The sequence below is a fragment of the Paraburkholderia sp. NPDC080076 genome (assembly GCF_050281145.1).
GTDB lineage: Bacteria > Pseudomonadota > Gammaproteobacteria > Burkholderiales > Burkholderiaceae > Paraburkholderia.
On sequence record NZ_JBNNWQ010000014.1, the window covers coordinates 1 to 20,615 of the forward strand.

Genomic DNA, 20,615 nt, shown 5'->3' on the forward strand with positions numbered 1-20,615 from the left:
AGTGCGGATTACCCGTGTGAAAGTAGGTAATCGTCAGGCTCCCCCGCAGCAAACAGAAACCCCACCCCAAAAAGGTGGGGTTTCTGCGTTTACACGGCCGGAAAAAACAGGCGAAGAACGAACGCGAAAACCGCCCTCAATCCCCATCCGCAGCGCGTTCGCGTAGTAGCTCGTTAGCCTTCGGCATCCATACTTGACTCCTCCCATCCCTTCACAACAACTCAACCTGAAGCATAAAAATATCTGTTTTCAACAGATATAAAGGCTGTCCTAAAAACAGCATTCATCACTTCCTCAAGCCCCTCCTGCGCCCACCGGGCTGCATCCCTCCGTCTTAACATCCATCCCAAAATACTGTATAAATATACAGTGAAAAGTCGTCACCTCATGCTTGCTCGATGCCGGGCAGGGCGGAGCATTCCCTATTCAAGAGCGTGTCTATGGCAGCAGCGATTCAGCTTGCGACGACCGCGCTGTCGTCTAAATTACGGCGTCAGGTGTGGCAGGGCAATGAGCTTGCCGAGGCGGACTCGCATGTAATTTCCAGCGGCTATGCCACGCTGGATCAGTTGTTGCCGGGACAAGGCTGGTCGGCTGGCGGCCTGACAGAGTTGTTGGTTGAGCATGGTGGAGTGGGTGAAGTACGGCTGCTAGCTCATGCGCTGCGTCATCTGACGAAGCAAGCCGGGCGGCATGTCATGCTCGTGGCGCCTCCGTATCAGCCATGCGCTGCCGCATTGAGAGCTTGGGGTGTCGATGTCGAGCGAGTCTTATGGGTGCGCTCGAGTGAAGACCAGGCCCTGTGGGCCGCTGCTCAGGCCTTGAAGCAGGATGGCATCGGCGCGGTCCTGGTTTGGCTGCCGAATGCGCGTGCCGACAAGGTCCGACGCCTGCAAGTGGCGGCTCAGGAGTCGGCATCGCTGGCATTTTTGATCCGGCCTGTCGAGGCCGCCACGCAATCTTCCCCAGCGCCATTGCGAATGATCTGCGAGCCGCTTTTGCCGGCCAATGCGCAGACGATCAACCGTCGTCAATGGCTGCAGGAGATTGGTTTGTCGATCGACATCTTCAAGCGTCGCGGGCCGCCGCTAGCCGAGCCTCTTCGTCTCGTTTTGCCTTTACAAAGCGTCTTGTTGCCGGAAGACGGAGTCGACCGTCATCAAGGGCCAGAGATCAAACATGCTGTGGATCGCAGTCACATTGCCACTCTTGTCGCTGGAAGCGGTGAAGCCTCTCGCGCCGCTCCAGGATGGTTCGCTCGCGAAGCCGAATCGGCGTGAGTCGCGCGACGAGACAAGCCAACTTCACGATGCCGAAGACATCGGTGGAGGGCATTGTTACGCACTAGCCGATCACGCGCACATCCTGATGCCGGATCTCGACGCGCTGCGTGCCGGCGTGCATGCGGGTCATTCGCGTTCGTACGCCTTGGCGTTGGCGCCGGGGCTTGAACTGCTTGCCGCCGATGCCGCCCGCGAAACTCAGGCATTCGAAGCCATAGCGCTTGCCTTGCTGACATACACGCCGAAAGTGTCGCTTGCCGACGCGCACACCCTGTTGCTGGAAGTCGGCTCGGGTTTGAGATTGTTCGGCGGCTTGCGCGCGTTGTTGTCGCGGGTGTCTGCCACGGTGGCGGAATTCGGCTATACGGCGCGCATCGCCTGTGCGCCGACCGCCTGGGGAGCGTGGCTGTTGGCGCAGGCGCGCGCCGTTCGGCAGGGCCATCGCTGGCACGTGGTCAAGGAGACGTCGCTTGCGCGCGTCCTCGATGGCTTATCCGTCTCGCTGCTGCCGGTCACGCAGGCGCATCGCGATGCGTTTTCGCACGTCGGCTGTACGACGCTGGCCGATTTGCGTCAATTGCCACGTTCAGGTGTCGTGCGACGTTTCGGCAGCGGCATTCTGGATCTGCTGGCGCAGGCGTATGGCACGCGCCCGGATCCACGCGAATCGTTTCGCGCGCCGGCGTCGTTTCATGCGCAACTGGAGTTGCCCTCGCGGGTCGATAACGCGGATGCATTGCTGTTCGCCGCGCGTCGGCTGATCGTGCAGTTGGCCGGCTGGCTGAGCGCGCATCATGCAGCGCTCAGCGGTTATACGTTGCTGCTCGAGCATGAATTGGCGTCCCGTCATGCACAGAAGACATCGAGCCTGAAGGTCGCATGGGCCATACCGTCGCGTGATGCCGAGCATCTGATCTGGTTGTTGCGGGAAAAGTTGGATCAGACCGTGCTGGCGGCACCGGTCATCGAGTTGAAGCTGGTCGCTGAGCAGATCGGTGAATATGCCGGGCAGTCGGACACCTTGTTTCCCATGCCCGAATCGGATGGCGATTCGATTGCGCGTCTGCTGGAGCGCCTGAGCGCGCGATTAGGGCCGGAGAATGTGCTGCAGATGTCGGTGCAGGACGATCATCGTCCCGAGCGGGCAATGCGCGTCGAAGCCTACCAGGCGCAAGCGTTTTCGCGCAAGAAGCGTTCGCCTGCGAAGTCCCGGTCGAAGATCAAAGCGGACAAAACCTGGCTGACCGATGAGTTGCGGCACGCTGCCGCGGAGGAAGGGCGCGAAGACGGCGAGTCGCTCGCCTACGCGATCGAGGCGGCTGAGGCGACCCAGGCAACCCAACGCCCATCCAAAACAAACGACGCCAAAAACACCAGCACATCCGCACCGCAACCCGGCAACGCACAGGCATCCCTTGACCTACCTGACAGCGCATTGCCTTCCCAGCCTCGCCCGGTCTGGATGCTCGACAAACCGCTGCGCCTGATGATGCGCGACCAGCGGCCGATCTATCGCCGGCCGCTGAAAATGCTCACGCGTACCGAACGGATCGAAGCAGGGTGGTGGGACGGCAACCGCGTCGAGCGGGACTACTACGTTGCAGCCGACGACCGCGGGCACATGTTCTGGGTATACCGCGAACGCCTCAGCGGCGAGTGGTATTTGCAGGGTTTGTTCGGTTGACCATCATGCCTCCAACCCAGCCATCATTCCTCGCGCAGCCGCCGCTCGCCACCCAGTTGCCGGCGTATGCGGAATTGCATTGCCTGACTAATTTCTCTTTTCTGCGTGGCGCGTCGCATCCTCATGAACTCGTCGAGCAGGCGATGTCGCGCGGCTACAGCGCGCTCGCCATCACCGATGAATGCTCATTGGCAGGCGTCGTGCGCGCCCACACGGCGTTGAGGGAAATCAAAGCGGAGCGGGACCGTCAGCAGAAAGAGCGCGAGGAAAAGGCCAAGGCTGCGCAACCGGAAGCGCCTTTGGAAGACGCGACAAAAACCGGAACGTCGCAACAGGAAACCGTGGGAGCCTCGGAAACCGAGGCACTAAAACCCCTCCCTCAACTGATCATCGGCAGCGAACTCAATCTGACCGACGAAACCGGCGAGCCTTTCTGCACCCTGGTTGCGCTAGCAACCAACCGCAACGGTTACGGCAATCTTTCCGAGCTGATTACGCTAGCCCGCTCGCGTGCGGACAAAGGCAGTTATCGCCTCGGTCCGTCCGACTTCACCGACTCCTTGCCTCATCTGGCACATCTGAAGACGTTGCCCGATTGCGTCCTGATGCTCGTGCCGCAGCGCGCGGCGACGCTCTCGCATACGCTGCGTTGCGCGCATTGGCTCGCATCGTTCGCTGCACAACGGGCATGGATCGCGCTCGAACTCTGGCAAACGGGCAGCGACGATCTTCAGATCGACGCCCTGCGCATGATTTCAAAAGCGAGCGGTTTGCCGCTGGTCGCGGCGGGCGGCGTTCTCATGCATGCCCGATCGCGCAAGCCTTTGCAGGACACGATGACAGCCATCGGCCTCGTCACGCCGCTATCGCAATGCGGCCACGCGCTCGAGGCGAATGCGGAGCGGCACATGCGTACGCGCGTGCGGCTCGGCAAACTGTATCCGCGCGATACGCTGGAAGAAACGCTGCGTATCGCCGCGCTATGCCGCTTCTCGCTCGACGAACTCAAGTACGAGTATCCCGAAGAACTGGTGCCCGTCGGCGAGTCGCCGTCGAGTTATCTGCGCAAGCTGGTCATGGCCGGTGCGATGGAGCGCTGGCCCAAAGGCATGGACCTGAAGCGAATCGGTCAGATCGAAAAGGAGTTGGGGCTGATCGCCGATCTGAAATACGAAAAGTATTTTCTGACGGTGCACGATATCGTGAGTTTCGCGCGCTCCAGAAACATTCTCTGCCAGGGGCGAGGTTCAGCGGCGAATTCGATCGTCTGTTATTGCCTGCACGTGACGGAAATCGATCCGGTGCATATGAACATGCTGATCGAGCGGTTCATCTCTCGCGCGCGCAACGAGCCGCCTGATATCGACGTCGACTTCGAGCATCAGCGGCGCGAAGAGGTCATTCAATATATCTACACGAAGTACGGCCGTCATCGGGCGGCCCTGACTGCATCGCTGATTACGTATCACGCGCGCAGTGCGCTGAAAGACGTCGGCAAGGCGCTGGGTCTCGAGGCGTCGTTGATCGAGCGGATCAGCAAGTCGCAACAATGGTGGGACGGCACGGATGCAGTCGCCAAATATCTGGCCGAAGCGGGCTTCGATGCCAACTCGCACATCACGCGGAACCTGATTCGTTTGACCCAGGAGTTGCGCAGCTTTCCGCGTCATCTGTCGCAACACGTCGGCGGTTTTGTGATCGCGAAAGACAAGCTGTCGCGACTCGTGCCGATCGAGAACGCGACGATGAAAGACCGCAGCGTGATCGAATGGGACAAGGACGATATCGACGCGCTCAAGCTGCTGAAAGTCGACGTGCTGGCTCTCGGCATGTTGTCGGCGATCAGACGCGCGCTGGAATTCGTCGCATTGAGGCGCGGTTTTCCGACGTTCAGGGTGCAGGATATTCCGCGCGAGGATCGCGCCGTCTACGAAATGTGCGGCCATGCCGATACGATCGGCGTATTCCAGATCGAATCGCGTGCGCAGCAAAGCATGCTGCCGCGCCTGAAGCCCAACAAGTACTACGATCTCGTGATCGAAGTGGCGATCGTGCGGCCCGGGCCGATTCAGGGCGGCATGGTGCATCCCTATCTGCGCCGCAAGCAGGGGCTCGAGCCGGTTGACTACGCGAAGGATGAGTTGCGTCCCGTACTCGAACGTACGCTCGGCGTGCCGATTTTCCAGGAACAGGTCATGCATCTGGCGATGGTTGCGGCGAAATATACCGGTGAGCAGGCCGATCAGTTGCGGCGCGCGATGGCCGCATGGCGGCGCAGCGGCAACCTGGCGAAGTATCAGAAGGATTTGAGCGACCGTATGTCGGCGCGCGGTTATGAACAGGAGTTCATCGACCGTATCTGCAAACAGATCGAAGGCTTCGGCGAGTATGGTTTTCCGGAGAGCCATGCGGCGAGTTTCGCGTTGCTCGTTTATCTCAGCGCGTGGTTGAAGCGCTATGAACCGGCTGCTTTTCTGGCAGGTTTGCTGAACAGTCAGCCGTTGGGGTTTTATTCGCCGTCGCAACTCGTTCAGGATGCGAAGCGTCACGGCGTCAAGGTATTGCCGCCCGACGTGACCCTGAGCGATTGGGAGTCGACATTCGAAAGACGCGGTCATGAAGGACAGCGGATCTCAGCGGACGAAACCTGTTTGCATCGTCAACAGGCCGTACTATCCGCGCAGCAATTGCGCGATCTTTCGCTGCGGCGCCTGACGGTGAGCAGGACGGTCCGGCGCGCGGCACAGCGGTTGACTGCCCGCGTGTTTCAATCGTCGGATACCTATGGCGCTCGCGGTCCCGCCGTGCGCATCGGCATGCATCTGATCAAGGGGCTGGCACAAGGGGCCGCCGAACGCATCATGGCGGCACGCGACGAGGCGCAGTTTACCGATGTCGACGATCTGGCACGCCGTGCGGCCTTGACGCGGCGCGATCTCGAAGCGCTTGCCGCGGCGAACGCGCTGGCCAGTATCGCGGGACATCGGCGCGAAGCATGGTGGGCCGTGACGGCGCAGCACACGGTGCCCAAACTGCTGCGCGACGCACCGATCGCCGAAGTGCCGCTGCTGTTGCCGCAGGCAGCCGAAAGCCGCGAAATCGTCGACGACTACGCGAGCCTCGGCCTCACGCTCAATCGCCATCCGCTCGCGTTGTTGCGCGCACGCCTTGCTCACCATCGTTTTCGCACGGCCGCCGAACTCGCCGCGTGTCAGCACGGCACGCTGGCGCGAGCGTGCGGCATCGTCACCGTGCGGCAGCGGCCGGGTACGGCAAACGGCACGGTGTTCGTTTCCATCGAAGACGAGACCGGGTCGATCAATGTGATCGTCTGGCCGTCGCTAGTGGAAAAGCAGCGCAAGGTTTTGCTGGGCTCGTCGTTGCTCGCGGTCTACGGCGTTTTGCAGCGCGACGACGGCGTGGCGACCGGCGGCGACCATGCCGGAAATGGCGTGAGCGCAAACCAGGCAGGCAAAGCGAAACGGAAAAACAAAGGCGAGGTGATCCATCTCGTCGCCCATCGCCTCGAGGATCACAGCGAATGGCTCGGTGAACTGGCCACGGCGAGCCGCGATTTTCATTGAGGGCGGCTTGCGGCTGTTAAACCCGCACGTCCGCCATCAGGCCGTCCTGCCGGCGCATCGCATTCATGGCGACACGGGGTGCCGCCGTGGCCAGCCCTATCTATCCGACGAGACGTTCTACGCCGACGCGGCACCTCGCCACGGAAACACGGCTAACACTTGCCGGATCGCCGCATCGAACGGTGTGCGGCGGCCGATCCCGAGCGCCTCGAGCCGGCTCGAAGCCAGGTGGCAGTTATGCGGGCGCGGCGTCGCATCGGTCGGCGTGTGTTGCGGCGTCAGATGCGCGCCGACTTGCAACGCTTCGGCAAGGCGCAGGGCGATTTCGTACTTGTTCATCGGTTCGTCGCCGGACCATTGCACGATGCCGCGGATCGCGTCGCCCCGCGCATGCCGTTCGAGCATTTGCCGGATCACGAACGCGACGTCCGGCGTGAAGGTGGGATAACGGATCGCCCATGCATCCATGACGGCGGGTTTGTTATCGGGCGCGGCCGACGCGGCGATCGCCGGCACGAGACTCGTCACGGCAGACTCCGCCCAACTGACGATCGGCCCGTACAGCAACGGCAAACGCAGCACGCAGCCGAGGTCGGTCGATTCAGTCAACGCGCGCTCGCCTTCGAGCTTGCTGCGCCCATAGGCGTTGAGTGGCGCAGGCGCGGAATCGTGCTGGTAGGGCGGGTGCGTGCCGTCGAACACGTAATCGGTGGAGATCGACAGCGTCCATGCGCCGCGCCGGTTCGCCGCCGCGGCAAGGGTGCGCACAGCGTCGACGTTCAGCGCGCGGGCCAGCGCGGGATCATGCTCGCACACGTCCGGCCGACGCTCCGCCGCGGCAATTACGAGCGCGTCCGGCGCTTCGCACTCGACGAACTGCTCGACTGCCTGCGCGTCGCGAATATCCAGCGCGACCGTGCCCGGCGCCAGCCGGCTGAAAGCTGTAGCGACGACTTGCCAGCCGGTCTGCTGCGCCAGTTCGTCGACGAGCGCGCGGCCAAGCAGCCCTGAGGCACCAATGACGGCAACTTTGAACATGACGTGAACTCGCTCACCGGGCGGCGCCGGACGCGCCGTTTGTCGTGTCGTTTGACGCGCCATTCGCGATGCCCGTCACCGTGTATCCGGCCTCGTCGATGGCGGCCTTCAGCGTCTCAGCCGGTTGCGCCGATTCGACCGCCACGCGCCCGGATGCCAGATCGACGTGGACTTTCGCGGCTTCATCGTGTTCGCGGATTGCGTTCGTAACCGCCGCCACACAGTGCTGGCAGCTCATGCCTTGTACCTGGAATTCGATTGTCATCGGGATTGCCTCGGGAAAATGGATAGTGCGATGGTTGAATTATGCCTGCCGATCCGCAATTGAGTCGTACACCTTCCCATCATGGGAAGGTGTACGATCGACGTACACAGACTGGGGAAAGAGCCATGAATATCGGTGAAGCGGCCCGCGCGTCGGGCGTCACGGCGAAAATGATTCGCTACTACGAAAGCGTCGACTTGCTGGCGGCGAAATCGCGCACGAGCGCCGGTTACCGCGTATACGGCCCGCAAGAGGTGCATTCGTTGCGCTTCATTCGCCAGGCGCGCCGGCTCGGCTTTCTGGTCGAAGACATTCGACGGCTGCTAGCGCTGTGGCACGACCGCTCGCGCGCCAGTGCCGAAGTGAAGACGATTGCGTTGGAACACGTTGCGGAGCTGGATCGCCGCATCGCCGAACTGACCGACATGCGCGACACACTGGCGCACCTGGCCGACCATTGTCACGGCGACGACCGCCCCGATTGTCCGATCATCGAGCGACTCGCGGATACCGATCTGGTTTCAGGACAGGGTTGTCATCCAATTTGAGATGGTCTTTTTGGCGTTCGGCGCAACCTCTAGCTGAGTTAATTGCGACCCAATCGACATTTGCACCAATATTGTGCGTTAAAATATGGGGCGGTATTGATTGTCGCCAAAAATCCGTCTCAATTTAAGCCAAATCAACTAGTTACGTGCACCGCTCTCGTGCACCATTCCAAAACGGAATGCACGTCATGCGGGCATTTCACTAGTCAGGTTGCGCTATAGGGCTATAATCCGGGTTAACCCTTTTACGGGAAATCCCTGATGCCCAATCCACCGGGGATTCAATCTGATCCTTGGAGAACATCATGTTTGCATACGTACTTGAAAAGCTGAGCACCTGGTTTGAAACCGCTGAACGCACCCGCCGCGAAGCCTATCTGGCGTCGTCGTCGGATATCGTCCAGCTCGAACAGCGCATCCGCTCGCTCGAAACCAACGGCTACTCGCTGTAAGTTTCAACTGCATCAAGTTTGACCCGGCAGCGCTTGTCGCGCAGCCACGGCAGTAAAAGCGTCAAGCCCCGTCCATGCGGGGCTTTATCGCATCTGGAGTCGAAAATTTCAGTCCGACGGCGTCTGCGGGCTATTTGTGGCGAATATCGACTAGCCTCGCGGCGACCGTCGCGGTAAGGTAAAGCGTTTTCTGCGAAATCCGGCTTTCCCACACTCAACCGGTCCGCCCATGTCACCTGTTCGCCCGCTCAAATCCCTCCTGGCCGTGACCATTGCAGCCTCGCTGACCACGGTTTTTGCCATGTCGAGCGCTTGTGCTGCGTCGTCCAGTGCGCGCAAGCCGGTGATTCTCGACTCGCAGAACGGCATCAACGACGGCCAGAGCGGCACCGTGCTGCAGACCGCGCCGCTTTCGCATCAGCCGATCGTCGAAGCGCAGCCGATCGCGACGCCGGCCGAACTGGCGCCGAATTCGACAATCCCGATCGTCGTTGCGCCTTATATCCAGTTGCCTGCGGGCGGAGGCATGCCGCTGCCGCAACCGCAGCCTCGTCCAGTGCCCCGGCCGCAATAAATGCTCGCGACGCGGCCGTTCCCGCCAGCTCTGTTCCATATCCGTTGATCCTTCGGGTGCGCGGCCAATCCCACCGCCTCGTGGACGCCTGCGCGAGTACGCCCGCGATCAACGCAGCCCCGCCTTGCACGCCGACGACGGCAGCGCGTGATTGCTGGCCGTGAGCGCAGGCACGGGATCGGACATATCCGCCGACTCGCTGCGTGCGCCATTGGGGTTTGGGCGCATGGCGCGCGCGAAACCGTCCGACGACAATCATCGCGCGGTCTCTCGCTAGCGACGCGGGCCCCACATCAAGCCCGGCGCCACCGTATCGAACGAAAAACAGAATAAGGAGACATCGAATGCCGACTCACTGGATGCGGCAGGCCGCCGGCGCCTGCGTCACGCTGCTTGCGCTGGCCGCGCTGCCTGGCGCCGCGCTTGCCAAAGACACACCGGAAAAGCCCACGCTGACGATGGCAGTCGGTGGTCTGCCGGGCCTCTACTATCTGCCGGTGCTCGCTGCGCAACAGTTGGGCTACTTCAAGGACGAAGGCCTCGACGTCACGCTCGAGGATTTCGCGGGCGGGTCGAAGGCGCTGGAAGCGGTGGTGGGCGGCAGCGCCGACGTGGGTGCCGGCGCATTCGAGCACACGCTGTTCATGCAGGAGAAAGGGCAGCACTACCGGGCGTTCGTGTTGATGGGACGCGCGCCGCAGATCGTCGTTGCCGTGTTGAAGTCGAAGGCTGACCAGCTCAAGACTTTGGCGGACTTCAAAGGCGCGAAAGTCGGCGTGAGCGCGCCGGGATCGTCGACGGATCTCGTGCTCACCGTTGCTTTGCGCAAAGCCGGCGTGCAGCGCAACGAGATTTCGGCGATCGGCGTGGGCAGCGGCGCCTCCGTGCTCGCCGCGGTAAGCGGCGGCCAGATCGACGCGCTCTCCAACGTCGATCCGATGATGACCAAACTGACGCGCAGTGGCGCGATCAAGGTGCTGGTCGATACGCGCACGGTGAAGGGCACGCAAGAGGTATTCGGCGGGACGATGCCGGCGGCGACGCTCTATGCCTCGGACAATTTCATCCAGAAGTATCCGAAGACGACGCAGGCGCTGGCCAATGCCATCGTGCGCGCGGATCACTGGCTGCAGACCGCGAGCGATGCCGATCTGCTGAAGATGGTGCCGCCGGCTTATCTGCTCAACGACTCGGCGCTCTATGTGGAGGCCTTCCACAACGTGCGCGACGCCTATTCTCCGGACGGCTTGATGCCCGCGGACGGTCCGGCGACGTCATTGCGCGCGTTGTCTTCGTTCGATAGCCGGCTCGATCCGAAAAAGATCGACCTGAACGCGACCTATACCAACGACTTCGCCCGGAAGGCTGACGCGCAACTCAAGTAGGCGGCGCGGCCCGGACTGACTGAGCAGCCGCACCGGCTGCGCGCGTCGTGCGCGCGTGGCCGGTGACAACGTTAGGATGGCTCGACGAACCGCGTAAGCTCGGAGGCCACAAAAACTCGTAGCCGACAAAAGCTCACAGCCGAAAAAGCTCGCTTCCCACAATAAGAAGCTCAGTCGCCGCGATACTCCACCTTGAACTGCGCGGCCTTGTCCTCGCCGAGCGCGTTGACGAGCCAGGGCATCTGGTCCTTCAACGTTTTTGCCAGCGTATACGGCGGGTTCAGAATGAACATGCCGCTGCCGAAAAGCCCAAAACCATCTTCTGGCGGATTGCTGACAGTCAGACTCACGTGCAGCCAGTTCCGGTCCTGCAGCTTCTTCAGTTGATCGGGAAAGCGCTGCGACTCAGGGCGCCTCACTTGCGGATACCAGACCGCATAAGTGCCGGTCGGAAACCGCTTCAGGCTTTCTTCGACGCAGCGCAGCGTGCGCGTATAGTCGCGCTTGTCCTCATACGACGGATCGAGCAGCACCAGCGCGCGGCGTGGGGCCGGCGGCAACAAGGCAAGAATGCCGTCGAAGCCGTCCCCCGCATAGAGCATGGCGCGGCGGCCCGCGTCGCGGAAATTGTGGCGCAGCACGTCGATTTCGGTGGTGTGCAGCTCGAACAGACGCATGCGGTCCTGTTCGCGCATCTGCCGCCACGCGATATACGGCGAGCCGGGATAGAAGCGCAGCTGGCCGTCCGGATTGAGCGCGCTCACTTCGTCGACGTAGTCGGCGAACATCGGCGGCAGATCGTTGCGTCCCCACAGTTTGCCGATGCCGGTCTGGAACTCGCCGGTTTTGGTCGCGTAACCTTCCTTCAGCGAGTAGACGCCGGCGCCCGCATGCGTGTCGATATACCAGTAGGACTTGTCCTTCTGACCGAGGTAGCGCAGGAGCTGCAACACGACGGCGTGTTTCAGAACGTCGGCGTGATTGCCTGCATGAAAGGCGTGGCGGTAGCTGAGCATGATGAGGAGACGCTGAAAGAGGGCGTGCCGCCCCAGGGCGGATTCGGCGATGCGGCTGCAATGTGGCTGCACAACGCGGACATATAGCGCCGGTGTGCAGCGCGGTCGCGTATTGTACGCGACGCCGCGTCGCGCCCCGCGCATTGCAGCGAGTTCCATGCGTAACACAGCCGCGATACCGCCACGGCCATGTTACGCGGTCACGCGAGTCCGGTCAGTCGTGGGCGTCGCCGATAATTTCCTCGATTCGGGTTTTGATCTCCGGCGTGATCCGCTCGGCTACATCGGCGGACTTCATGTTCTCGCCGATCTGTTCGACCCGTGACGCACCCGTGATCACCGTACTCACATTGGGATTCTTCAGAATCCAGCCAATGGCGAGCTGACCGACGGTGCAGCCCAACTCATCGGCCACTTCGCCGAGCTTGCCGACCACGTTGTTCTTGCCGGCGTCGGTGACCTGCTTGCGCAGCCAGTCGTAGCCCTGCAATTGCGCGCGGCTGTCGGCCGGCACGCCGTCGCGGTATTTGCCGGTCAGCAGGCCGGACGCAAGCGGGCTCCAGGTGGTCAGCCCGAGGCCGATATCCTCGTAAAGCCGCTTGTATTCCTGCTCGACGCGGTTGCGATGGAACAGGTTGTACTGCGGCTGCTCCATGACCGGCTTGTGCAGATGATGCCGTTCCGCGATGTCGTAAGCAGCGCGGATTTCATCGGCGCTCCATTCGGACGTGCCCCAGTACAGCGCCTTGCCGCGAGTGATCATGTCGCTCATAGCCCAGACGGTTTCCTCCACCGGCGTGTTCGGGTCGGGACGATGACAGAACACCAGATCGACATAGTCGAGCTGCAGCCGTTTGAGCGACGCGTCGATCGCGTTCAGCAGATATTTGCGGTTCAGCGTGTGGTACTGGTTCGGCGCTTCCGCGAGTCCCCAGAAGAATTTCGTCGACACTACGTAGCTCACGCGCGGCCACGCCAGTTCCTTGAGCGCCTGGCCCATGATCTCTTCGGACTTGCCGCCGGCATAGACCTCGGCGTTGTCAAAGAAGTTGACTCCCGCGTCGCGCGCGGCCGCGAGCGATTCGCGCGCCGCGTGGGTGTCCACCTGATTGCCGTAGGTGACCCACGAGCCGATGGACAGTTCGCTGACTTGCAGGCCGGAACGGCCCAGACGTCGATAATTCATGCATTGCTCCTTGTTGGTGATGCCACCGGAATCCCGCCGAAAACGTCCAGTTTAAAGAGATACGCTTCGATGTGCTTTTAACCGATGGAGTTCACACGGTTCATGCACAATAGCAGCGTTGGCCGCAGTGCAGCATTCGGCCGAACGGCCTATGCCGTTTGGCTGACTTCACGCCGCCCGCGGCCCGTGGTCTCATTGCTCATCAACTGCATGGAGGTTCTAGATGTCGTCAACGAACACGAATCTGAATGGCAAGGTTGCGGTGGTTACTGGCGCCGCAAGCGGCATCGGCAAGCAGATTGCGCTGACTCTTTCCGCGGCGGGCGCGGCTGTCGCGATCGCCGACCTGAATCAGGACGGAGCGAACGCCGTCGCTGAAGAAATCAAGAAGGGCGGCGGCAAGGCAATCGGCGTGGCGATGGACGTCACGAACGAAGACGCCGTCAATCAAGGCATCGACAAAGTGGCCGCGGAACTCGGCTCGGTCGATATTCTCATTTCCAACGCCGGCATCCAGATCGTTAACCCGATCGAAAACTATTCGTTTTCAGACTGGAAAAAAATGCAGGCGATCCACGTGGACGGCGCCTTCCTGACCACCAAGGCCGCGCTCAAGCACATGTACAAGGACGATCGAGGCGGCATCGTGATCTACATGGGCTCGGTCCACTCGCACGAAGCGTCGCCGCTCAAATCCGCCTATGTGACGGCCAAGCACGCGCTGCTGGGTCTCGCGCGCGTGCTGGCTAAAGAAGGCGCAAAGCACAACGTGCGCTCGCATGTCGTGTGTCCTGGTTTCGTGCGCACGCCGCTCGTCGACAAGCAGATTCCCGAACAGGCCAAGGAACTGGGCATCAGCGAGGAAGACGTGGTCAAGCGCGTCATGCTGGGCGGCACAGTCGACGGTGTCTTCACCACGGTGGAAGACGTCGCGCAAACGGTGCTGTTCCTGTCCACCTTCCCGACGGCGGCGCTGACCGGCCAGTCCTTTATTGTGAGCCACGGCTGGTATATGCAATAAGGAGGTGCCTATGGCGCAACGCAATCTCAAGCGGGCGCGCGTCGGCGCGCCCGGCGACGGGGAAGGCGAGGGCGCCGGTCCGGCGCCCGCCGCGCATCCCGGCCGGCACCTCCATTTGCCCAACTACGAAACCGTTGCCTTGATGCTGCAAGGCGGCGGCGCATTGGGCGCCTATCAGGCTGGCGTCTTTCAGGGACTTTACGAAGCCGGCATCGAGCCGAACTGGCTGGCCGGTATTTCGATCGGCGCGTTGAATACGGCGATCATTGCCGGCAATCCGCCCGAAAAGCGGGTCGAACGGCTGTCGCAATTCTGGGAGACGATTTGCCAGCCGGCCTTCGGGCCGCCGTTGCCCGCGTTTATCGAACACGCGCTCTTCAATTCCAGCGACGCCGTGCGTAAGGCCTTTACGGCAACGCAGGCAATCGGCGCCATCGTCGAAGGGCAAAAGGGCTTCTTCGTACCGCGCTTTCCGCCGCCGTTGCCCACCGTGTCCGGGCCGCCGCAACTGGCCAGCTACTACGACACCACGCCGTTGAAGGCCACGCTCGAAGCGTTCTGCGATTTCGATCGGATCAATTCGAAGGAAATGCGCGTCTCAGTGGGGGCGGTCAATTGCGGCACGGGGAATTTCGCGTACTTCGATAACACGCATACGACGCTCAGGCCCGAGCATTTCATGGCGTCAGGCGCGTTGCCGCCCGGCTTCGCGGCGGTCGAGATCGACGGCCAGTACTACTGGGACGGCGGCTTGATGTCGAACACGCCGCTCTACGAAGTGATCCAGTCCACGCCGCGTCGTGACACGCTCGCCTTCCAGGTCGATCTCTGGAGCGCGATCGGGCCGGTGCCGGATAACATCACCGACGTGCAAGGGCGCGTGAAGGACATCCAGTATTCGAGCCGCACGCGTCTCGTGACCGATATGCTGCAACGGTCGCAGCGGTTCCGGCACGTGTTGCGCGAGGTGCTGGATCGCGTGCCGTCCGATCAGCGTGACGATCCGTGGTGCAAGCTTGCCGAAGATCTGTCGTGTTCGAAGCGCTACAACGTGATCCATCTTATCTACCGGCACAAGGAGTACGAAGGGCACTACAAGGACTTCCAGTTCGGTCTGTCGACAATGCGAGAACATTGGCAAAGCGGTTTGGAAGATATCCGCCATTCGCTCGCGCAACCGGATTGGCTCGACATGCCGGATAACGATGCGGGTTTTGTCACGCACGATATCCATCGGGATTCGCGCTGAAGGAGCCACAGGTCTGAGTGGCGCGTGACTGAATGAAGTGGGTCGCGGCAATCGTGGCAGTCCTTGCTGTGTCGAAAGCGGCCTTGCTCGAGCAACAGGCAACAAGCAAGTTGCGAACGCAAACAGGCCGCAAACAAAAACAGGCCGCAAACAAAAACGGCGCCCTAAAAAGGGCGCCGTTTTCACAAGCATTTCCAGCGGAGCGGGTGCAATGAATGCCCGCGCCCGCCAATACCTTACTTCAACACGTGAGCGACCGCGTTAGCCACTACGTCGAGGTTGCGCGTATTCAGCGCAGCCACGCAGATGCGACCGGTGCTCACGGCGTAGATGCCGAACTCTTCGCGCAGACGGTCCACTTGCGGGGCCGTCAGACCCGAGTACGAGAACATGCCGCGCTGCGCGTTCACGAAGCTGAAGTCGCGATCCACGCCGCTCGCCTTCAGACGCTCGACCAGACCGTTGCGCATGGCGCGGATACGGTCACGCATTTCGGCCAGTTCGGTTTCCCACGTGGCGCGCAGTTCCGGCGCCGCGAGCACTGCCGCGACCACCGAGCCGCCATGCGTCGGCGGGTTCGAGTAGTTCGTGCGGATCACGCGCTTGAGTTGCGACAGCACGCGAGCGGCTTCTTCCTTGCTTGCCGTGATGATCGACAGCGCGCCGACGCGCTCGCCGTACAGCGAGAACGACTTCGAGAACGACGACGACACGAACACGTTCAGTTCCGACGCAGCGAAGAGACGCACTGCCGCGGCGTCCGCTTCGATGTTGTCGCCGAACCCTTGATACGCGATGTCGAGGAACGGCACCAGATTGCGCGCCTTGACCACTTCGACAACCTGCTTCCATTGCTCGACGCTCAGGTCCACGCCGGTCGGGTTGTGGCAGCACGCGTGCAGCACGACGACGGTGCCGGCGGCGTAGCTGTTCAGCGTGCTCAACATGGCGTCGAAATTCACGCCGTGCGTGTGCGCATCGTAGTACGGGTACGACACGACTTCGAAGCCTGCGCTTTCGAACAGCGCGCGGTGGTTTTCCCAGCTCGGATCGCTGATCGCGACCTTGGTGTTCGGGTTCAGGCGCTTCAGGAAGTCGGCGCCGATCTTCAGCGCGCCCGTGCCGCCCAATGCTTGCGCCGTCACGACGCGGCCCGCTGCGATCAGCGGCGAGTCGTTGCCGAGCAGCAGTTTCTGCACGGCGGCGTCGTAAGCGGCAATGCCTTCGATCGGCAGATACCCGCGCGGCAACGCGGCTTCGACGCGAGCCTTTTCCGCGTCGCGCACGGCGCGCAGCAGCGGAATCTTGCCTTCTTCGTTGAAGTACACGCCGACGCCAAGGTTGACCTTGGTGGTGCGCGCATCGGCGTTGAAGGCTTCGTTCAGGCCCAGAATCGGGTCGCGGGGAGCAAGTTCGACGGCGGAGAACAGAGACATGATGGGTGGGCAGCAGTAGTGAGAAGAGGGCGGCTTCGATCGCGGACGGCCGGGCCAGCGGCGTCCGACGCAAAACGCGGACAGGCGGCGGACAACGGCGAGCGAGCGCAACTCCGCATTGTAACGAATTCGCGACCGTTTTTCGGACGCCAACGCCGCTCGTGGAGATTTTTTTGCTTGAAAAACAGGCACTCCGACGCCACCTGGCAATAGCGGCGCTGCCTGGCAGGCCGCGCGGAGAAGCCCAGCGAGCGGCACGCAACCAGGCGTGGCCATGGCTTGTAGCGAGCGTCGGCTGCCATGACCAGAAGCCGCGAGAAGCCGCGCGGCTGCTCCAAAGGGCCGTACCATCGCGTCGGACCCTACCCACGCGAGCGGCCCCAAACCCTACGCAGACCCGCTCGGTCTTCGATTCCCGCAACCCGTTAGAATAGTTCTTTGCCCAAGGCCCGGTGCCGCCCCCCATGTCCGAACAACATCTGACTGAAGCCGAAGAAACGCTCGACGAATCCAAATTCGTCAGGTTCGAAGGCTCGCCGTTTCAGCTCTACCAGCCGTATCCGCCCGCCGGCGATCAGCCCACGGCGATCGACACGCTCGTCGAAGGCGTCGAGGACGGCCTCGCGTTCCAGACGCTGCTCGGCGTGACCGGTTCCGGCAAGACCTTCACGATGGCCAACACGATCGCGCGGCTCGGCCGCCCGGCCATCGTGTTCGCGCCGAACAAGACGCTCGCCGCGCAGCTCTATTCGGAGTTCCGCGAGTTTTTCCCGCGCAACGCGGTCGAGTACTTCGTCTCGTACTACGACTACTACCAGCCGGAAGCGTACGTGCCGCAGCGCGATCTGTTCATCGAGAAGGACTCGTCGATCAATGAACATATCGAGCAGATGCGGCTGTCGGCCACCAAGAGCCTGATGGAGCGGCGCGACGTGGTGATCGTGGCGACCGTGTCGGCCATTTACGGTATCGGCAATCCATCCGAATACCACCAGATGATTCTGACGCTGCGCACCGGCGACAAGCTCGGTCAGCGCGACATCATCGCGCGGCTGATCGCCATGCAATACAACCGCAACGAAGCCGACTTCCAGCGCGGCTCGTTCCGCGTGCGTGGTGACACGATCGATATTTTCCCGGCGGAGCACGCCGAGATGGCGGTGCGCGTCGAACTGTTCGACGACGAAGTCGAAACGCTGCAACTGTTCGATCCGCTCACCGGCCGCGTGCGTCAGAAGATTCCGCGTTTCACGGTGTATCCGTCGTCGCACTATGTGACGCCGCGCGATACCGTGGTGCGCGCGGTCGAAACGATCAAGAACGAACTGCGCGAGCGGCTCGAATTCTTCTATAGCGGCGGAAAGCTGGTTGAAGCGCAGCGGCTCGAACAGCGCACGCGCTTCGATCTGGAAATGTTGCAGGAGTTGGGCTTCTGCAAAGGCATCGAAAACTATTCGCGGCACTTCTCGGGCGCCGCGCCCGGCGAGCCGCCGCCGACGCTGGTCGACTACCTGCCGTCGGACGCGATCATGATGCTCGACGAATCACACGTGCTGATCGGCCAGTTGAACGGCATGTACAACGGCGACCGTGCGCGTAAGGAGAATCTGGTCGATTACGGTTTCCGTCTGCCGTCGGCGCTCGACAACCGGCCGCTCAAGTTCAACGAGTTCGAACGCAAAATGCGCCAGGTGGTGTTCGTGTCGGCCACGCCGGCCGACTACGAGCAGAAGACGGCAGGGCAGGTGGCGGAGCAACTGGTGCGTCCGACTGGCCTCGTCGATCCGGAAATCGAGGTGCGGCCGGCGCGCAGCCAGGTCGACGACGTGCTCGGCGAGATCAACGAGCGCGTCAAGGTGGGCGACCGCGTGCTGGTCACGGTGCTGACCAAGCGCATGGCCGAGCAGTTGACGGAGTTTCTGGCTGATCACGGCGTCAAGGTGCGCTATCTGCACAGCGACATCGACACGGTGGAGCGCGTCGAAATCATCCGCGATCTGCGTCTCGGCACCTTCGACGTGCTGGTGGGGATCAACCTGTTGCGCGAAGGGCTGGATATTCCGGAAGTGTCACTGGTCGCGATTCTCGATGCGGACAAGGAAGGTTTTCTGCGCGCTGAGCGCTCGCTGATCCAGACCATCGGACGGGCGGCGCGGAATGTGAACGGCAAAGCGATTCTCTACGCCGACAAGGTCACCGACTCGATGCGTCGCGCGATCGACGAAACCGAGCGGCGGCGTAACAAGCAGATCGCCTTCAACCTCGAGAACGGCATTACGCCGCGCGGGGTGGTCAAGCGCATTCGCGACATTATCGACGGCGTGTACAACGTCGACGATGCTCGCGCCGAACTGAAGGAACAGCAGGCGCGCGCGAAATTCGAGGACATGTCCGAGAAGCAGCTTGCCAAGGAACTCAAGCGCCTCGAAAAGCAGATGATGGAGCACGCCAAGAACCTCGAGTTCGAGAAGGCCGCGCAGACCCGCGACCAACTCGCGTTGCTGCGCCAGCGCGTGTTCGGCGCGAACGTCGGCGACCACGTGTCGGGCGTCGACTAGTCGCCTTTCCGCCTCGGGGCGCGGCAACGTGCCGCGCCCTGTCGATCAATGCCGGGCACTCGCCCGGCCTCGCATCATTGCATTCCAGCACTTTCTTAAGACCGCCTTAAGACCCTGCTGCCACAGGGCTTTGCGTGCGTTCTGATTTGTTCTCCCTTGCGATCGATGATAAACTCGACCAATATTGAGAATGGTTCGCATTAACGTTCGTACTGCCGCCTGGCTGGCGATCGATCGCGGTGCTCAAGGCCCGCGACCGCTGCATCGAGGTATGCGCGACGCACTGTTCCAATGGGTTCGATTCCAGTCTGATAAAAACAAGGAGTTTCAATGCGGATTTCTTCATTTGTGCGCGGTGGCGCAGCAACGCTGGCCGCAGTGGCGGCTTTCTCGGCAGCGGCGGCGGAATATCCGATCGGCAAGCAGCAGATTCATGGCGGCATGGAAATCAACGCGGTCTATCTGCAGCCGATCACGATGGAACCCGAAGGCATGATGCGCAAAGCCTCGGATTCGGACATCCACCTCGAAGCGGACATTCACGCGGTCAAGAACAACCCGACCGGTTTCGCCGAAGGCGACTGGATGCCGTATCTGCAAGTGCACTATGAACTGACGAAAGCCGGTTCGACCCAGACGCAGAAGGGCGACCTGATGGCCATGGTCGCCAACGACGGTCCGCACTATGGCGACAACGTCAAGCTGCAAGGCCCGGGAAAGTATCACCTGAAGATGATCGTCGAGGCGCCGATGCAAACGGGCCATATGGCTTTCGGCCGCCACGTCGACAAGGAAACCGGCGTGGGTCCGTGGTTCAAGCCGATCACGCTCGAATACGACTTCACCTTCGCCGGAATCGGCAAGAAGGGCGGCTACTGATCGCCGCGCGTGAGTGAATGACCGAATGAGCTGAGCGAGCCAATGCAGCAGGCGGCGCTTTGGCGGTTGAATGCCAACGCGCCGCGTTTTCCGGAAGGGCTAATGAGAATCAACCGAAAGATCGCGATCTTCGCCGCCACGGCTTTGCTGGCGGGCGCGGCCCACGCAGCCGACCTGCCGACCTTCAAGCTGGAAATGAACGACGGCAAGCTGAACCCGGCCCGCATCGAAGTGCCGGCGGGGCAGCGTATCAAGATCGAAGTGCGCAACACCGGCAAAGGCGCGGCCGAATTCGAAAGCGTGCAATTGCGCAAAGAAAAGGTGTTGGCGCCGGGCGCGGATTCGTTCGTCGTGATCGCGCCGCTCGAGCCGGGCGAATACAAGTTTTTCGACGATTTCCACCAGCAGGCGCAGGGCGTCATCGTCGCGAAGTAGTGGCTTGGGACGCGAGCGCCGG

Annotated in this window: 19 protein-coding genes; 14 read left to right on the forward strand and 5 right to left on the reverse strand. The window is 61.8% G+C overall.

Going from position 1 to position 20,615, the window contains the following annotated elements:
- Positions 1-440: 440 nt before the first annotated feature.
- The 3 genes from imuA to ACQKRQ_RS36905 are packed head-to-tail and all read left to right on the forward strand — an operon-like array spanning position 441 to position 6,551.
- On the forward strand, positions 441-1,280 hold the full coding sequence (imuA, locus tag ACQKRQ_RS36895) for a translesion DNA synthesis-associated protein ImuA (protein ID WP_427482568.1): 840 nt from the start codon (positions 441-443) through the stop codon (positions 1,278-1,280).
- Entirely contained in the window at positions 1,180-2,967 is a 1,788-nt protein-coding gene (locus ACQKRQ_RS36900; RefSeq protein WP_427482569.1) for a Y-family DNA polymerase, read from the forward strand. Before imuA ends, ACQKRQ_RS36900 begins: the two co-directional genes overlap by 101 nt.
- Positions 2,968-2,972: 5 nt before the next feature.
- Complete coding sequence (locus tag ACQKRQ_RS36905) at positions 2,973-6,551, forward strand: error-prone DNA polymerase (protein ID WP_427482775.1); 3,579 nt, start codon at positions 2,973-2,975, stop codon at positions 6,549-6,551.
- A gap of 117 nt (positions 6,552-6,668) precedes the next feature.
- Here ACQKRQ_RS36905 and ACQKRQ_RS36910 read toward each other — a convergent pair whose 3' ends face one another.
- Together ACQKRQ_RS36910 and ACQKRQ_RS36915 are read right to left on the reverse strand one after the other, a co-directional pair.
- Positions 6,669-7,589 carry a dTDP-4-dehydrorhamnose reductase family protein gene (locus ACQKRQ_RS36910; RefSeq protein WP_427482570.1) on the reverse strand — a complete coding sequence of 307 codons (921 nt, stop codon included), beginning with the start codon at positions 7,587-7,589 and terminating at the stop codon, positions 6,669-6,671.
- Positions 7,590-7,602: 13 nt separating this feature from the next.
- Positions 7,603-7,854 (reverse strand): heavy-metal-associated domain-containing protein, encoded by a 252-nt coding sequence (locus ACQKRQ_RS36915; RefSeq protein ID WP_427482572.1) that lies wholly within the window; start codon positions 7,852-7,854, stop codon positions 7,603-7,605.
- Between the two features lie 125 nt (positions 7,855-7,979).
- On the opposite strand from ACQKRQ_RS36915, the gene cueR reads away from it, so the two are divergent.
- The 4 genes from cueR (at position 7,980) to ACQKRQ_RS36935 (ending at position 10,813) form a co-directional block, all read left to right on the forward strand.
- Positions 7,980-8,402 (forward strand): Cu(I)-responsive transcriptional regulator, encoded by a 423-nt coding sequence (gene cueR / locus ACQKRQ_RS36920; protein ID WP_132375218.1) that lies wholly within the window; start codon positions 7,980-7,982, stop codon positions 8,400-8,402.
- Between the two features lie 305 nt (positions 8,403-8,707).
- Entirely contained in the window at positions 8,708-8,854 is a 147-nt protein-coding gene (locus ACQKRQ_RS36925) for a DUF3563 family protein (protein ID WP_012432419.1), read from the forward strand.
- Positions 8,855-9,083: 229 nt separating this feature from the next.
- Positions 9,084-9,428: a hypothetical protein gene (locus ACQKRQ_RS36930; RefSeq protein WP_427482574.1), complete on the forward strand. Its 345-nt coding sequence runs from the start codon at positions 9,084-9,086 to the stop codon at positions 9,426-9,428.
- 344 nt (positions 9,429-9,772) lie between these two features.
- Entirely contained in the window at positions 9,773-10,813 is a 1,041-nt protein-coding gene (locus tag ACQKRQ_RS36935) for an ABC transporter substrate-binding protein (RefSeq protein ID WP_408182091.1), read from the forward strand.
- Between the two features lie 170 nt (positions 10,814-10,983).
- Here ACQKRQ_RS36935 and ACQKRQ_RS36940 read toward each other — a convergent pair whose 3' ends face one another.
- A complete protein-coding gene (locus tag ACQKRQ_RS36940) occupies positions 10,984-11,829 on the reverse strand; it encodes a 23S rRNA (adenine(2030)-N(6))-methyltransferase RlmJ (protein WP_132375215.1) in 846 nt (281 codons plus the stop codon).
- On the opposite strand from ACQKRQ_RS36940, the gene ACQKRQ_RS36945 reads away from it, so the two are divergent.
- Positions 11,773-11,916: a hypothetical protein gene (locus ACQKRQ_RS36945; protein ID WP_427482783.1), complete on the forward strand. Its 144-nt coding sequence runs from the start codon at positions 11,773-11,775 to the stop codon at positions 11,914-11,916. The two genes, ACQKRQ_RS36940 and ACQKRQ_RS36945, sit on opposite strands and share 57 nt — an antisense overlap.
- A 127-nt stretch (positions 11,917-12,043) precedes the next feature.
- Here the strand turns inward: ACQKRQ_RS36945 and ACQKRQ_RS36950 are convergent, their stop codons facing one another.
- Positions 12,044-13,015: a potassium channel beta subunit family protein gene (locus ACQKRQ_RS36950; protein WP_132375214.1), complete on the reverse strand. Its 972-nt coding sequence runs from the start codon at positions 13,013-13,015 to the stop codon at positions 12,044-12,046.
- A 223-nt stretch (positions 13,016-13,238) separates the two neighbouring features.
- On the opposite strand from ACQKRQ_RS36950, the gene ACQKRQ_RS36955 reads away from it, so the two are divergent.
- Genes ACQKRQ_RS36955 through ACQKRQ_RS36965 form a run of 3 tightly spaced genes read left to right on the forward strand, consistent with a single transcriptional unit; the run spans position 13,239 to position 15,500 of the window.
- Entirely contained in the window at positions 13,239-14,036 is a 798-nt protein-coding gene (locus ACQKRQ_RS36955) for a 3-hydroxybutyrate dehydrogenase (protein ID WP_132375213.1), read from the forward strand.
- A gap of 10 nt (positions 14,037-14,046) precedes the next feature.
- The gene (locus ACQKRQ_RS36960) at positions 14,047-15,285 is read left to right on the forward strand and encodes a DUF3734 domain-containing protein (RefSeq protein WP_427482575.1); all 1,239 of its coding nucleotides are present in this window, start codon (positions 14,047-14,049) and stop codon (positions 15,283-15,285) included.
- A gap of 32 nt (positions 15,286-15,317) precedes the next feature.
- Entirely contained in the window at positions 15,318-15,500 is a 183-nt protein-coding gene (locus ACQKRQ_RS36965) for a hypothetical protein (RefSeq protein ID WP_427482577.1), read from the forward strand.
- Between the two features lie 21 nt (positions 15,501-15,521).
- Here ACQKRQ_RS36965 and ACQKRQ_RS36970 read toward each other — a convergent pair whose 3' ends face one another.
- Positions 15,522-16,721: an amino acid aminotransferase gene (locus tag ACQKRQ_RS36970; protein ID WP_427482579.1), complete on the reverse strand. Its 1,200-nt coding sequence runs from the start codon at positions 16,719-16,721 to the stop codon at positions 15,522-15,524.
- A gap of 464 nt (positions 16,722-17,185) precedes the next feature.
- On the opposite strand from ACQKRQ_RS36970, the gene uvrB reads away from it, so the two are divergent.
- From uvrB to ACQKRQ_RS36985, 3 genes are all read left to right on the forward strand, one after another.
- A complete protein-coding gene (uvrB, locus tag ACQKRQ_RS36975; RefSeq protein WP_408182086.1) occupies positions 17,186-19,279 on the forward strand; it encodes an excinuclease ABC subunit UvrB in 2,094 nt (697 codons plus the stop codon).
- 330 nt (positions 19,280-19,609) lie between these two features.
- Positions 19,610-20,158: an iron transporter gene (locus ACQKRQ_RS36980; RefSeq protein WP_132375209.1), complete on the forward strand. Its 549-nt coding sequence runs from the start codon at positions 19,610-19,612 to the stop codon at positions 20,156-20,158.
- A 102-nt stretch (positions 20,159-20,260) separates the two neighbouring features.
- Entirely contained in the window at positions 20,261-20,593 is a 333-nt protein-coding gene (locus tag ACQKRQ_RS36985; protein ID WP_132375208.1) for a cupredoxin domain-containing protein, read from the forward strand.
- Positions 20,594-20,615: the final 22 nt, after the last annotated feature.

Coding starts and splice junctions, on each gene's coding strand:
- imuA (WP_427482568.1), top strand. CDS start 441: ATGGCAGCAGCGATTCAGCTTGCGACGACCGCGCTGTCGTCTAAATTA.
- ACQKRQ_RS36900 (WP_427482569.1), top strand. CDS start 1,180: ATGCTGTGGATCGCAGTCACATTGCCACTCTTGTCGCTGGAAGCGGTG.
- ACQKRQ_RS36905 (WP_427482775.1), top strand. CDS start 2,973: ATGCCTCCAACCCAGCCATCATTCCTCGCGCAGCCGCCGCTCGCCACC.
- ACQKRQ_RS36910 (WP_427482570.1), bottom strand. CDS start 7,589: ATGTTCAAAGTTGCCGTCATTGGTGCCTCAGGGCTGCTTGGCCGCGCG.
- ACQKRQ_RS36915 (WP_427482572.1), bottom strand. CDS start 7,854: ATGACAATCGAATTCCAGGTACAAGGCATGAGCTGCCAGCACTGTGTG.
- cueR (WP_132375218.1), top strand. CDS start 7,980: ATGAATATCGGTGAAGCGGCCCGCGCGTCGGGCGTCACGGCGAAAATG.
- ACQKRQ_RS36925 (WP_012432419.1), top strand. CDS start 8,708: ATGTTTGCATACGTACTTGAAAAGCTGAGCACCTGGTTTGAAACCGCT.
- ACQKRQ_RS36930 (WP_427482574.1), top strand. CDS start 9,084: ATGTCACCTGTTCGCCCGCTCAAATCCCTCCTGGCCGTGACCATTGCA.
- ACQKRQ_RS36935 (WP_408182091.1), top strand. CDS start 9,773: ATGCCGACTCACTGGATGCGGCAGGCCGCCGGCGCCTGCGTCACGCTG.
- ACQKRQ_RS36940 (WP_132375215.1), bottom strand. CDS start 11,829: ATGCTCAGCTACCGCCACGCCTTTCATGCAGGCAATCACGCCGACGTT.
- ACQKRQ_RS36950 (WP_132375214.1), bottom strand. CDS start 13,015: ATGAATTATCGACGTCTGGGCCGTTCCGGCCTGCAAGTCAGCGAACTG.
- ACQKRQ_RS36955 (WP_132375213.1), top strand. CDS start 13,239: ATGTCGTCAACGAACACGAATCTGAATGGCAAGGTTGCGGTGGTTACT.
- ACQKRQ_RS36960 (WP_427482575.1), top strand. CDS start 14,047: ATGGCGCAACGCAATCTCAAGCGGGCGCGCGTCGGCGCGCCCGGCGAC.
- ACQKRQ_RS36965 (WP_427482577.1), top strand. CDS start 15,318: ATGAAGTGGGTCGCGGCAATCGTGGCAGTCCTTGCTGTGTCGAAAGCG.
- ACQKRQ_RS36970 (WP_427482579.1), bottom strand. CDS start 16,721: ATGTCTCTGTTCTCCGCCGTCGAACTTGCTCCCCGCGACCCGATTCTG.
- uvrB (WP_408182086.1), top strand. CDS start 17,186: ATGTCCGAACAACATCTGACTGAAGCCGAAGAAACGCTCGACGAATCC.
- ACQKRQ_RS36980 (WP_132375209.1), top strand. CDS start 19,610: ATGCGGATTTCTTCATTTGTGCGCGGTGGCGCAGCAACGCTGGCCGCA.
- ACQKRQ_RS36985 (WP_132375208.1), top strand. CDS start 20,261: ATGAGAATCAACCGAAAGATCGCGATCTTCGCCGCCACGGCTTTGCTG.